Genomic DNA, 12501 nt, shown 5'->3' with positions numbered 1-12501 from the left:
CCAATTTACTTTATAATAAAAATATGAATATAATACCATTTCAACCTAATATTGTTCTAACCCATAGGAATATGTTTGTTAATAAAATTTAGCGAATTGGTATAGACATCTATAAACGTTTAGTGTTATATTAGAAACGGAAAAGCGCTTACACCCGCAATATTATTTTTATGAATTATTTTATAGTTATTTTTTTAGATTCTATTAGGAGGTAATGTGATGAAGAAATATTTACAAAGAATTGGTCGTTCATTGATGTTACCTGTAGCTGTTTTACCGGCTGCAGCCATTTTGATGGGAATTGGTTATTGGATCGACCCTACGGGTTGGGGGGCGGATAGTCCTCTAGCGGCCTTCCTAATTAAAGCTGGTTCATCAATCATTGATAATATCCCCATCCTATTTGCTGTTGGGGTAGCACTTGGGATGGCGAAAGAGAAAGATGGTTCGTCAGCGTTAAGTGGTTTGGTTGCCTACTTAGTTGTGACAACCCTGCTTTCACCAGGCTCAGTGGCATTGCTCGAAGGGATTAAACCAGAAGAGGTAGATCCTGCATTTGTAAAGATTGGAAATGCTTTTGTTGGTATTCTTTCAGGTATTGTTGCTTCTTCGATGTACAATCGATTTAGCCATGTTAAATTACCGGATGCTTTAGCATTTTTCTCTGGTAAGCGCCTTGTTCCAATCATGACTGCTGTTTCTATGCTTGCTGTTTCTGCAGTACTATTCTTCTTATGGCCTGTTATCTTTACAGGACTTGTATCATTTGGTAAAGGCATTGCTCATTTAGGAGCTTTTGGCGCAGGTTTATATGGATTCTTTAACCGTTTATTGATCCCAACTGGTCTGCACCATGCCTTAAACTCTGTATTCTGGTTTGACGTAGCCGGAATTAATGATATCGGTAATTTCTGGGCTGGGAAGGGAACTAAAGGCGTTACTGGTATGTATCAAGCCGGATTCTTCCCTGTCATGATGTTTGGTTTACCAGCAGCAGCTTTAGCAATGTACCATACTGCGAAGGACAAGAAGAAAAAGGCAGTGGCTTCTTTAATGTTGGCAGCAGGTTTCGCTGCATTCTTTACAGGTGTAACAGAACCAATTGAGTTTGCCTTTATGTTTGTTGCTCCAATGCTATATTTCGTCCATGCAATATTAACAGGTATTTCCTTAGCCATTGCAGCTGCATTCCATTGGACGGCTGGATTTGGTTTTAGTGCTGGTCTAGTTGACTTTATTCTAAGTTCTAGATTACCTTTAGCAAACCATCCTTACATGTTAATGGTTCAAGGCTTAGTGTTTGCAGTAATCTATTATTTCTTATTCAGATTCATCATCACGAAATTCAACTTGATGACTCCTGGACGTGAAGAGGATGATGAAGAATCTTCTGAAATCAATATTTCAACAGGTGAAAGTAAATTTACTGTTATGGCCGCACAGATTTATGAAGGATTAGGTGGAGATGCCAATGTTACCTCTGTTGACAATTGTGTAACTCGTCTAAGAATGGAAGTAAAAGACATGAATGCAGTTGACCAACAAAAAATTAAATCGACTGGTGTACCAGGAATTAATATCGTTGGAAAGCAAAGCATTCAAGTAATTGTTGGAACGAATGTACAATTCGTAGCAGATGAAATTTTAAAACTTCGTAATAATCCAAATGCAATGAAAAAAATTGATACAACCAAAAATAATGCTTATACTGCAGTGGAATCTAATGAACTCACTCCACTATCAGAAAGAGATTTTGTTATGCCAATCGAAGGGGATATTATCCCGATTACCGAAGTGCCTGATCAAGTCTTCTCACAAAAAATGATGGGCGATGGGTTTGCAATCGTACCATCTAAGGGATCAGTAGTTTCCCCTGTTGACGGTGAAGTCATGAACGTATTTCCTACGAAACATGCGATTGGTATCAAATCAAAGCAAGGATATGAAATTCTCATCCATGTCGGCATGGACACTGTGAATTTAAAGGGCGAAGGTTTTACAGTGCTTATTAAAGAGGGAGAAAAGATTACAAAAGGACAGGAAATTCTAAAATTTGATTTAGATTTCATTAAAAAGTCAGCACCATCAACAATTACTCCTATTATCTTTACTAACTTAACAAAACTAAATGTAATAAAACAGGGTCACTCATCCCAAGGTCAAGACGGAATCCTATCAATTGAATAACAATAAAAACGACTGGTGCCTGACACCAGTCGTTTTTGTTAGGCAAATAATTTCGATTCCTCTGCTTGGAAAAAACTCTTCATCGCATGAAAGACATCTGCTTTTTGCTTAAGAATATAGTAGCGGAATTGATCATCTTTAATGTTCTTATAGGCGGACATTAATGTTGAGTGGCGGTTATATTGATTTACTTCACCATAGCCAAACATATTAGACACTTTCATTAATTCTTCAACTAGCTTTACGCAACGAGCATTGTCCGAAGTAAGATTATCACCGTCTGAAAAATGGAATGGATAGATGTTGAACTTACGTGGATTATATTTGGCATCAATGATTTCAAGTGCTTTCCGGTATGCGGACGAACAAATCGTTCCACCACTTTCCCCTTTTGAAAAGAAGTCTTCCTCTGAAACAACTTTAGCCTCCGTATGGTGGGCAATAAATTCAATTTCCACCGTTTCATATTTAGTTCTTAAAAATCGAGTCATCCAGAAGAAAAAGCTGCGCGCCATATACTTTTCCCAGATCCCCATCGAACCACTTGTATCCATCATGGCAATCACAACTGCTTTAGAATCTGGTTTAATTACTTCATTCCAGGTCTTAAATTTTAGATCGTCCTTGTAAATCGGGTGGAACGCTGGCTTTCCTGTCATCGCATTTCTTTTAAAAGCTGACATCATCGTCCGTTTCTTATCAATATTCCCCATCAGCCCTGTTTTGCGAATATCATTGAATTCAATGTTTTCAACTAGATGTTCTTGCTCTTCTTTTCTTTTCAAATTTGGAAGCTCCAATTGTTTAAATAATGCTTCCTCCAGCTCCATTAATGATACTTCCGCTTCAAAGTAATCTTCACCTGCTTGGTCCCCAGCTCCTTGGCCTTTTCCAGGTCCCTTCTGGCCGCTAGAACCATCACGTGCTACTACATCACCTACTTGACTGTCACCATCACCTTGGCCCACGTGTTTGTTTTTGTCATAATTATAACGGATTTTATATTCGTCCAATGAACGAATTGGAATTTTTACGACATCTCGACCGTTAGACATGATTATGCTTTCTTCAGTAATTAAGTCAGGAAGATTGTTTCGAATTGCCTCCTGCACTTTTTCCTGATGCCTTTGCTGGTCATCGTGGCCTTTACGGTGGAGGGACCAATCTTCTCTTGAAATGACAAATTGATGGTTGTTTGTTGACAATGTAAACCCCTCCTTATTAATTTAATAGGTTCCAAAATGCACACATTTTCATCCAATACATATGATAACGAGAGTGAAAAAATAAGATAAATATGGATTACTTTATCCTATGCAGAAATAAAGAATAATTTACAAATTATTTTGACAATTGTGCTTTCGCCTATGAATTTGGACAAAGTGTTAGAGTGAGAGCATTACAGATTTTATCGTGAATTTGAATAAGGAAAAAAATAGACTGACAGATTTCCTTCTGCCAGTCCCTACTATTTTAACCCCACCCTATTATCTATTTAATAGACTTCCTACATAACGAAGTAATTCATTCGCTGATTGTGAATTATAGCCATGTTCATCCACTAATCTTGCAACTACATTATTGATTTTCTTTAACTGCTGTTCATCAGGTGTTTTGGATGAAGTGGTAATTTTCACAACGTCTTTTAGATCAGCAAATAATTTCTTTTGAATGGCTTCACGGAGACGATCATGGGAATTATAATCGAATCGTTTCCCTTTTCTAGCAAAGGCTGAAATCCTAATGAGGACTTCCTCCCTAAAGGCCTTTTTCGCATTTTCAGAAATCCCAATTTGTTCTTCAATGGAGCGCATTAACTTCTCATCTGGATTGATCTCCTCGCCAGTGAGCGGATCACGCAGTTTCGATTTATTGCAATAGGCTTCCACATTATCAAGATAATTGTCCATTAAGGTTTTTGCTGATTCTTCATACGAATATACAAATGCCTTTTGGACTTCTTTCTTGGCAATATTATCATACTCTTTCCGGGCTAATGAAATATAATTCATATAACGTTCCCGTAACTCTGCGGTGATGGACGGATGCTGGTCGAGTCCATCTTTCAATGATCTTAATACATCAAGTGCGTTAATTGATGGTATTTCTTTACGAATGATTGTCGATGAAATTCTGTTAATTACGTAACGAGGGTCGATACCACTCATACCTTCATCAGGATATTCCTTCTTCAATTCATCCACATCGGCAGTATTAAAGCCTTCTACACTTTCCCCATCGTATAGGCGCATTTTCTTAAGTAAATCAATATCGCCTTTTTTCGGTTCCTTTAAACGAGTAAGAATAGTAAACATTGCAGCTACTTTTAATGTATGTGGTGCAATGTGAACATCAGAAACATCACTTTCATTGATCATTTTTTCATATATTCTTTCTTCTTGGGACACCTTTAAGTTATAAGGTATCGGCATAACAATAATCCTTGAATGTAATGCTTCATTCTTCTTATTGGAGATAAAGGATCGGTATTCCGTTTCATTCGTATGAGCAACGATCAACTCATCAGCACTAATGAGGGCAAAGCGGCCTGCTTTAAAATTCCCCTCCTGGGTGAGCGACAGTAAGTGCCACAAGAATTTTTCATCACACTTTAACATCTCCTGGAACTCCATCATTCCTCGGTTAGCCTTATTAAGTTCACCATCAAATCGATAGGCACGAGGATCTGATTCAGAACCATACTCCGCAATCGTTGAAAAATCAATACTACCTGTTAAATCGGCAATATCCTGTGATTTCGGATCGGATGGGCTGAATGTACCGATCCCTGTTCGCTTATCTTCAGAGAAGAAGATTCTTTCAACCAATACATCTTCGATCCTTCCACCATATTCCTGTTCAAGACGCATCATGTTCAGAGGTGAAAGGTTACCTTCAATGCGGATGCCATACTCATCAAAAAAATCCTTCCGCAAATGATGTGGAATTAAATGAAGTGGGTCCTCATGCATCGGGCATCCTTTAATCGCAAAAACAGAGCCTCGATCCGTGAGGGAGTATGCTTCAAGTCCACGTTTTAGCATGGTAACAAGCGTGGATTTCCCGCCGCTTACAGGACCCATTAATAATAAAATACGTTTTCTTACATCTAGTCTTTTGGCTGCTGGATGGAAGTACTCTTCAACAAGCCTCTCAAGTGATTCCTCTAACCCAAATAATTGATTACTAAAGAATTCGTACTTCTTCGTCCCTTTTTCTTCAGTAATTCCTGCATCCTTAAGCATATTATAAACTCGTGAATGTGCCGACTGTGCAACCCATGGCTTCTCTCTCAACAATTGCAAATAATCTGCGAATGACCCTTCCCAACGTAACTTTTCTTCTTCCTCACGATACATCTCGATTTTTTTTAGAATATCCATAAGGCCCTCCCCCGTAGGTTTATCAGAGACGATTAATATACTCTATGCTGATAAGCTTTTGAACATGCGTAACCATTGTGGTTAGCGTCTATCTTTTTTGTAACAATAAAAAGAATCTTCCTCTTTTCATTTTTATAAGATAGGCTATAATAAAACTATATGTGAGACAAGATAGAAAAATGTATGACGAAGGAGGATTACATAATTATGAACACTTTCATCGTTTGTTTAGTAATGGTCGCATTTTTAGCGGCAATCTTCACATCAGGTTATAATGACAAACCAGGTTCAACCAAATAAAAGCTGCCAATTGGCAGCTTTTTTAGTGAAGATCCAGTTTATTTTTTTGAATAAATTCCTTCATATACATTCTACTCTTCCTATCAAGCATCCTTGCCATTTGTTCTGTCCAACGGTCTTTTCTTTTCCCGCCTGTCCGCTCTTCATAGTAATTAGAAATTAAGTTATCATAATTCTGCAGCTGGCTAATGTATGCCTCTGTATCTTGTTCATATTCGTCTTCATGATAAACATGTTCAAATGACAACCTCGGTTTTTTTTCATTTAGTTTAGTCGGAAAACCAACTGCTAGGCCAAACAAAGGAATAACCCGCTCTGGTGTTTTTAAAATCTTTGCTACCTCATCTAAATTATTTCGAATTCCACCTATGTAACAAATTCCTAACCCCATCGATTCTGCGGCAATCACTGCATTTTGTGCGGCTAAAGATGCATCGATGAGGGCTACCATAAACTTTTCCGTGCTTTCAAGCGAAGGGGCTACATTTACCTGTTCATTCTCTCCAATAATGGTATGGCGGTATAAATCCGCACAAAAGACAAAAAAGTGGCCATTTTTTTCAACATATTCCTGATTACCTGCAATCTCTGCTAATTTTTTCTTTATTTCTTTGTCTTTCACACCTATTATAGAGTAAGCCTGAATAAAGCTGGACGTGGATGCAGATTGAGCACAAGTAACAATTGTTTTAATTTGTTCGTCTGTTAGTTGCTTGTCCTCAAATTGGCGAATAGAGCGGTGGTTTAATATTGTTTGGATTACTTCATTCATAACAATCTTCCTTTCCATTACACAAAAGGAGGCCCTTTAGGCCCCCTCGGATTATTGTAGATGCGCATAGTTTTGCTGTCTTAGCGCTTCATAGATAAGAATGGCGGCTGTATTGGACAGGTTTAGAGAACGAATATTTTCATTCATAGGAATCCTCAAGCTGACTTCTTTATTATTTTCAATGACATCTTTCGGTAGTCCTGTTGTTTCACGCCCAAAGATAAAATAATAATCTTTGCCTGAATGACTGTAATCAAAACTGCTAAAAGCCTTCTGCCCAAATTTTGTAATATAAAAAAATTCACCGCCTGCATTCTTCTCATAAAAATCATCAAGAGAATCATAGTAGAAGATATTAACGTGTTCCCAATAATCGAGTCCTGCTCTTTTTAACATTTTGTCATCCGTAGAAAAGCCTAACGGACGGATTAGGTGTAAATTTGTATCTGTCCCTGCACAAGTTCTTGCAATATTTCCTGTATTGGAAGGGATCTGCGGTTGAAATAAAACAACATTAATTGACATGGAAATCACCTCATGTAAAAACTCTACATGCAATTATACCATTATCATAGACCCTTTCAATAATTAAGCATCCTTAATCGATGATTGAAAAAAATCTGTACTTTATATTCGGGGTATAGGCAGATGAATCTTCATATGCCCAATACCTCATCCGACTATTATACGTATGGGCATTAACTAACGGCATACCATTTGCGTCCTTACCTGTCACAATCGTATTATGATTAAACCGTCCATCCCCTTCAAAATCGTAACAAATTATATCGCCCAATAATAATTGATCCGGACTGTTCACTTCCCTGGCCCGTAAACCTATTTTCGAATTAGCGAAGTATCCCTTTAGAGAGTGTGCCACTGCCCAACTATAGCTATAATTGCTCTTTTGGAGCCACCAGCCTGCTGCCCGATTAGGATAGCCTCTCATAGGTGCACCGCCACTATGAAGGCATTGTGATATAAAATTGGTGCAATCATTCTCAAACTTTTTATATGCAGGATTGTAGCTATTCCACCACCTTTCTGCATATTGCACAGCCTTTAATCTGTTATACTGATAGCTTAATCGTTCATCCTGATCCTTTACATCCAATTCTGTTGGAAACTGATAGGTTTCTTGCGCTCCATAAGGGCTGATTTCCTCGTCCATCACTAAAGCATTTTTATAAAACTTAGCTAATCTTTCTTCCACTTCTTCTTCCATATACAGTAATTCCTTTTGCTTGATTAAATATTGATAATGGGCTTGATATTTTACTGTTTGAAATTCATCTTCTTTATCTATTTCAATTATTTTACCGGAAGTTTTTACTTTTACAATTTCAGCGGATCTTTTTGCAAAGGTGCTTTGCTTCATATCAGCCTTTGGAAAAAATACTTTAGGAGTAGTTCCTTTATCGCTAACAAATTGATTTGCTCTTTTTTCAAATAACTCTTGTATCAAATGAAGCATATTCTTCACCCCTTTCATTCATACATATGATAGTCAGCAGAATTTAATCAAAAAAATGAGCGAACCATTTTAGTTCGCTCATTTTTACCTATAAAAATGTAGTCCTTTTTCAATTTCTGTTTGTACTTCAAGATTTGTTTCTTGTTCTTGTGCCTTTTTTAATGCAGATAATGCTGTCTCACCGCCAATTTTCCCAAGGGCCCAAGCAGCTGTTCCTCTTGAAACGGGATTACCCTCTTTCTCTAGAATGTCTACTAAATCTGGAATAGCTGATTCATCTTTAAAATGTGCCAGGGCAATAATGGCATTCCGTTGAATTGGCTTTTTCCCTCTCCAAGCACCAGAAACATTTCCGAATTTAGCTTTAAACTCTCGATTACTTAATTTTAGGATCGGCTTTAATAAAGGTTTCGCAATTTCAGGAAGTGGTTCTAGTTCCTCATGAAAATGATAGTTCTTCCCTTTGTTAACAGGACATGCAGTCTGGCATGAATCACAACCATAGATGCGATTACCAATTTTATCTCTATACTCATCTGGAATAAACGTTTTTGTTTGAGTTAAAAAAGAAATACAGCGCTGTGCATTAATCTGTCCACCTTGGACCAGGGCCCCTGTGGGACAAGCGTCCAAGCACTTTGTACAGGACCCGCATTGATCTTCTATTGGAGTATCAGGTTCAAAAGGTATACTTGTGATCATTTCGCCTAAATACACATACGACCCAAACTCCGGTGTAATAATGGCGCAGTTTTTCCCACTCCAACCAATTCCAGCACGTTCAGCTACAGCTCGATCTGAGAGCTCTCCAGTATCGACCATCGATTTTAACCTCGCATCAGGTACCTTTTTGATGATAAAATCCTCTAACTTTTTAAGACGATCATTAAGCGCATGATGATAATCAAGCCCCCATGAGGCCCTGCTGAAAATCCCTCTCCGCTCACCCTTCTTACTTTCGACACGGTGATTCATCTTGGAAGGATAAGCAATCGCAATAGAAATGATCGAACGTGGTTCCTCTAGTAATAGTGAAGGATTCACTCGCTTCTCAATATCTGGTTCTTCAAATCCTGATTGGTAGTTAAGTAACTGCTGCCTTATTAGGCGATTTTTTAATTCAGAAAACATGTCCGCTGTTGTGAAACCAATTTTATCGATTCCTATTTCTTTACTATAGGCAATCAGTTCTTCTTTTAAATCCTTGACTTCCATTTGGCCCCTCCTTCCTTAGAAATGATTTATTAAAATATTGGTAGTTAAATTATTAGTTGCACATCATTTTATGATAAACTATTTCCATTGATTTTTGGAGGTGGAATGGTTGGAAATTAATCTATCTGAGGAAGTAACCCAGCTAATACCTAGTTTTAAAGTGGGGGTAATTGAATATAAAAATATCAATGTCGGTGAGTCGCCGCAAATGATTAGAGGACGGCTTCAGCTCTTCCAAGAGTCTATTTTTTTTGATTTAGAAAATAAAAATGTTAGCGAACTCTCTGGCATTCAGGAATGGCGTTCGGTTTTTAAAAAGTATGGGAAAGACCCGAATCGATATCGTCCCTCAGTCGAAGCGTTATACAGAAGAGTTCAAAAACAAAATTATCTTTCATCTATTCAAAGTGCAATTGATATAAATAATTTTTTCTCCTTACAATATCAAGTACCTATTGGAATATACGATCAGGATAATTTAAATGGACCCGTGAACATTCGATTGGGAACGGAGGGAGAAGAGTATACTGGGTTGAATGGACGAAAAAACTCTTTGCATCGCCTGATTGTATCATCAGATAATCTGGGGCCCTTTGGAAGTCCCTTCGTCGATTCTGATAGAGCACCAGTAACGTTAGCGACCAAAAATGCCCTGCAGATAATCTATTTGCAGCCGTCAACCAATGTTGAAAACTCGAGGAGACTAACAGAGTCATTGATGAACATGTTTACTCAAATACATGGAGGAGAAGCAACCTTCCAATTAGTCAGGTGTCCATAGGACATCTTTTTTCTTTATATAAAAAAACGCAATTCATCGTTCTCTTATGTAACGATAAACTGCGTTAGTTAATATGTATGGAGCGGGTGATGGGAATCGAACCCACTACATCAGCTTGGAAGGCTGAGGTTTTACCAGTAAACTACACCCGCATTTTTAACAGTTGATGAATCATTTATATCAGCAACTGACCCTTATTATATTACACACTATTTTTACTATAGTCAAGGGGAAAATGCAGATTTTGTCGAAAAAGATTACAAAGGGGGGTGCGGATATTCACGTCCCTCACAATGGCCGAAGAACGGACATATCTATTCGTTACCGTTGACTGCATTTTTCTTTAATCAAGGGAACGATTAGGGTCTATAACCTTAATCAAAAAAAGTTGCCCATAATTATATGAGCAACTTTTTTTAAAACCATTTGATACCGGTGATCGGGGTCGAACCGATACTCCTCACGGAACACGATTTTGAGTCGTGCGCGTCTGCCAATTCCGCCACACCGGCGCGTAATAAAATGTTTTGATAAAGCAATGCCGAGGACCGGAATCGAACCGGTACGGTAGTCACCTACCGCAGGATTTTAAGTCCTGTGCGTCTGCCAGTTCCGCCACCCCGGCGAAATCTAATTACCTAGTCTTATATATACTTGGCAAATATTATGGAGGCGGCAACCGGATTCGAACCGGTGGTAAAGGTTTTGCAGACCTCTGCCTTACCACTTGGCTATGCCGCCATAAAAATTGGAGCGGAAGACGGGATTCGAACCCGCGACCCCCACCTTGGCAAGGTGGTGTTCTACCACTGAACTACTTCCGCAAATTGGCTGGGCTAGCTGGATTTGAACCAACGCATGTCGCAGTCAAAGTGCGATGCCTTACCGCTTGGCTATAGCCCAATGTTTACTAATTTTGAATTTTAATATAATGGGGCGACTGATGGGAATCGAACCCACGAATGTCGGAACCACAATCCGATGCGTTAACCACTTCGCCACAATCGCCACAGTATAATTGGCAGGGGTAGTAGGAATCGAACCCACACCAAAGGTTTTGGAGACCTTCGTTCTACCTTTAAACTATACCCCTATAAATGGTGGAGGGGGACGGATTCGAACCGCCGAACCCGGAGGGAGCGGATTTACAGTCCGCCGCGTTTAGCCACTTCGCTACCCCTCCACATACTATTCATAACACTCGCATCTAGTGCAAGCAAAAAAACTAAAGGTGGCTCAGGACGGAATCGAACCGCCGACACAAGGATTTTCAGTCCTTTGCTCTACCGACTGAGCTACTGAGCCACAAGTGGCGGTCTGGACGGGACTCGAACCCGCGACCTCCTGCGTGACAGGCAGGCATTCTAACCAACTGAACTACCAGACCAATTGCGGGGACAGGATTTGAACCTGCGACCTTCGGGTTATGAGCCCGACGAGCTACCAGACTGCTCCACCCCGCGACAATATAAATATAATTATTTTGTTCATGCACTTAGTTGCATGAACTGTATCAATCTCAGTAAGCATATGCAAGAAGCGGCTCGATTGATACAACTCGCAGTTTATTCATTGAAGCAACGCTCGTTGCTCCACCCCGCGACAATTATAATGTAAATATGGTGGAGGATGACGGGATCGAACCGCCGACCCTCTGCTTGTAAGGCAGATGCTCTCCCAGCTGAGCTAATCCTCCAAATTAATGAAAATTATCTTCACTAGCGTAAAAAACTTTGGTGACCCCTACGGGACTCGAACCCGTGTTACCTCCGTGAAAGGGAGGTGTCTTAACCGCTTGACCAAGGGGCCATATCGTTTAAAAAGTTATGGCGGAGAGCAAGGGATTTGAACCCTTGAGACAGGGTTACCCGCCTACACGATTTCCAATCGTGCTCCTTCGGCCACTCGGACAGCTCTCCATATATGGCTCCGCAGGTAGGACTCGAACCTACGACCGATCGGTTAACAGCCGATAGCTCTACCACTGAGCTACTGCGGAATAATATAATTACAGCCTGGCAACGTCCTACTCTCACAGGGACGCGTGTCCCAACTACCATCGGCGCTGAGAAGCTTAACTTCCGTGTTCGGTATGGGAACGGGTGTGACCTTCTCGCCATAATTGCCAGACCATATATTCGACACTATTTTATTATAATGTCTTTTTCATATTTTTCAAGAGGAAAATTAATTTTTTTCATTCCCTCAAAACTAGATAATGCAGAAGAAGTTTGTAAACTCAGAGTTCACCTTAAAATTGGTTAAGTCCTCGAACGATTAGTATCAGTCAGCTCCACATGTTACCATGCTTCCACCTCTGACCTATCAACCTGATCATCTTTCAGGGTTCTTACTAGCTTGCGCTATGGGAAATCTCATCTTGAGGGGG

At 39.5% G+C, this 12501-nt stretch carries 8 protein-coding genes, 16 tRNA genes, 2 rRNA genes and 1 pseudogene; 3 read left to right on the top strand and 24 right to left on the bottom strand.

Annotated elements, in window-relative coordinates; all coding sequences use genetic code 11:
- Nucleotides 1–219: 219 nt before the first annotated feature.
- Both nagE and ACE198_RS19130 read left to right on the top strand, forming a co-directional pair.
- Nucleotides 220–1656 (top strand): annotated as a pseudogene (nagE, locus tag ACE198_RS19135) (N-acetylglucosamine-specific PTS transporter subunit IIBC); the annotation flags it as partial.
- Between the two features lie 15 nt (nucleotides 1657–1671).
- On the top strand, nucleotides 1672–2187 hold the full coding sequence (locus ACE198_RS19130) for a PTS sugar transporter subunit IIA (protein ID WP_375376743.1): 516 nt from the start codon (nucleotides 1672–1674) through the stop codon (nucleotides 2185–2187).
- Between the two features lie 38 nt (nucleotides 2188–2225).
- Here the strand turns inward: ACE198_RS19130 and yhbH are convergent, their stop codons facing one another.
- The 6 genes from yhbH to queG form a co-directional block, all read right to left on the bottom strand.
- Nucleotides 2226–3392, bottom strand: coding sequence for a sporulation protein YhbH (gene yhbH, locus ACE198_RS19125; protein WP_026565896.1), 1167 nt, complete (start codon nucleotides 3390–3392; stop codon nucleotides 2226–2228).
- Nucleotides 3393–3674: 282 nt separating this feature from the next.
- Nucleotides 3675–5570, bottom strand: coding sequence for a PrkA family serine protein kinase (locus ACE198_RS19120; protein ID WP_098571987.1), 1896 nt, complete (start codon nucleotides 5568–5570; stop codon nucleotides 3675–3677).
- A 322-nt stretch (nucleotides 5571–5892) separates the two neighbouring features.
- A complete protein-coding gene (gene nfsA / locus ACE198_RS19115) occupies nucleotides 5893–6642 on the bottom strand; it encodes an oxygen-insensitive NADPH nitroreductase (RefSeq protein WP_375376694.1) in 750 nt (249 codons plus the stop codon).
- Nucleotides 6643–6693: 51 nt separating this feature from the next.
- Complete coding sequence (trmL, locus tag ACE198_RS19110) at nucleotides 6694–7167, bottom strand: tRNA (uridine(34)/cytosine(34)/5-carboxymethylaminomethyluridine(34)-2'-O)-methyltransferase TrmL (protein WP_098571986.1); 474 nt, start codon at nucleotides 7165–7167, stop codon at nucleotides 6694–6696.
- 73 nt (nucleotides 7168–7240) lie between these two features.
- Nucleotides 7241–8116 (bottom strand): amidase domain-containing protein, encoded by an 876-nt coding sequence (locus ACE198_RS19105; RefSeq protein ID WP_251456703.1) that lies wholly within the window; start codon nucleotides 8114–8116, stop codon nucleotides 7241–7243.
- A gap of 84 nt (nucleotides 8117–8200) precedes the next feature.
- Nucleotides 8201–9331, bottom strand: a complete 1131-nt coding sequence (gene queG, locus ACE198_RS19100; protein WP_375376693.1) for a tRNA epoxyqueuosine(34) reductase QueG — start codon at nucleotides 9329–9331, stop codon at nucleotides 8201–8203.
- Nucleotides 9332–9440: 109 nt separating this feature from the next.
- Between queG and ACE198_RS19095 the strand changes: the two genes are divergently transcribed.
- Entirely contained in the window at nucleotides 9441–10112 is a 672-nt protein-coding gene (locus ACE198_RS19095; RefSeq protein WP_251456707.1) for a B3/B4 domain-containing protein, read from the top strand.
- Between the two features lie 78 nt (nucleotides 10113–10190).
- On the opposite strand, the gene ACE198_RS19090 is transcribed toward ACE198_RS19095, so the two are convergent.
- The 18 genes from ACE198_RS19090 to ACE198_RS19005 all read right to left on the bottom strand — a co-directional run.
- Nucleotides 10191–10264, bottom strand: a tRNA-Gly gene (locus ACE198_RS19090).
- 278 nt (nucleotides 10265–10542) lie between these two features.
- A tRNA-Leu gene (locus ACE198_RS19085) sits at nucleotides 10543–10624 on the bottom strand.
- Nucleotides 10625–10651: 27 nt separating this feature from the next.
- A tRNA-Leu gene (locus ACE198_RS19080) sits at nucleotides 10652–10737 on the bottom strand.
- A gap of 42 nt (nucleotides 10738–10779) precedes the next feature.
- A tRNA-Cys gene (locus ACE198_RS19075) sits at nucleotides 10780–10853 on the bottom strand.
- An 8-nt stretch (nucleotides 10854–10861) separates the two neighbouring features.
- A tRNA-Gly gene (locus ACE198_RS19070) sits at nucleotides 10862–10936 on the bottom strand.
- A 4-nt stretch (nucleotides 10937–10940) separates the two neighbouring features.
- A tRNA-Gln gene (locus tag ACE198_RS19065) sits at nucleotides 10941–11015 on the bottom strand.
- Between the two features lie 29 nt (nucleotides 11016–11044).
- Nucleotides 11045–11120 (bottom strand) — tRNA-His (locus ACE198_RS19060).
- Nucleotides 11121–11131: 11 nt separating this feature from the next.
- Nucleotides 11132–11205, bottom strand: a tRNA-Trp gene (locus ACE198_RS19055).
- Nucleotides 11206–11210: 5 nt separating this feature from the next.
- A tRNA-Tyr gene (locus ACE198_RS19050) sits at nucleotides 11211–11295 on the bottom strand.
- 49 nt (nucleotides 11296–11344) lie between these two features.
- Nucleotides 11345–11417 (bottom strand) — tRNA-Phe (locus ACE198_RS19045).
- 5 nt (nucleotides 11418–11422) lie between these two features.
- Nucleotides 11423–11499, bottom strand: a tRNA-Asp gene (locus ACE198_RS19040).
- Nucleotides 11500–11501: 2 nt separating this feature from the next.
- Nucleotides 11502–11575: transfer RNA gene (locus ACE198_RS19035), tRNA-Met, on the bottom strand.
- A gap of 157 nt (nucleotides 11576–11732) precedes the next feature.
- Nucleotides 11733–11808, bottom strand: a tRNA-Val gene (locus tag ACE198_RS19030).
- A 38-nt stretch (nucleotides 11809–11846) separates the two neighbouring features.
- Nucleotides 11847–11921, bottom strand: a tRNA-Glu gene (locus ACE198_RS19025).
- Between the two features lie 18 nt (nucleotides 11922–11939).
- Nucleotides 11940–12031, bottom strand: a tRNA-Ser gene (locus tag ACE198_RS19020).
- 5 nt (nucleotides 12032–12036) lie between these two features.
- Nucleotides 12037–12111, bottom strand: a tRNA-Asn gene (locus ACE198_RS19015).
- A 14-nt stretch (nucleotides 12112–12125) separates the two neighbouring features.
- Nucleotides 12126–12242: ribosomal RNA gene (rrf, locus tag ACE198_RS19010) — 5S ribosomal RNA — on the bottom strand.
- A 127-nt stretch (nucleotides 12243–12369) separates the two neighbouring features.
- A 23S ribosomal RNA gene (locus tag ACE198_RS19005) occupies nucleotides 12370–12501 on the bottom strand; the annotation flags it as partial.

The organism is Neobacillus sp. KR4-4 (genome assembly GCF_042136325.1).
Taxonomy (GTDB): Bacteria; Bacillota; Bacilli; order Bacillales; family Cytobacillaceae; genus Neobacillus.
Note: the sequence above shows the minus strand (reverse complement) of the source record. Positions and strands in the feature narration are given on the sequence as shown.

Bases quoted from the DNA above. Each gene is read 5' to 3' on its own strand.
- ACE198_RS19130 (WP_375376743.1), top strand. From the start codon at position 1,672: ATGAAAAAAATTGATACAACCAAAAATAATGCTTATACTGCAGTGGAA.
- ACE198_RS19120 (WP_098571987.1), bottom strand. From the start codon at position 5,570: ATGGATATTCTAAAAAAAATCGAGATGTATCGTGAGGAAGAAGAAAAG.
- nfsA (WP_375376694.1), bottom strand. From the start codon at position 6,642: ATGAATGAAGTAATCCAAACAATATTAAACCACCGCTCTATTCGCCAA.
- trmL (WP_098571986.1), bottom strand. From the start codon at position 7,167: ATGTCAATTAATGTTGTTTTATTTCAACCGCAGATCCCTTCCAATACA.
- ACE198_RS19105 (WP_251456703.1), bottom strand. From the start codon at position 8,116: ATGCTTCATTTGATACAAGAGTTATTTGAAAAAAGAGCAAATCAATTT.
- queG (WP_375376693.1), bottom strand. From the start codon at position 9,331: ATGGAAGTCAAGGATTTAAAAGAAGAACTGATTGCCTATAGTAAAGAA.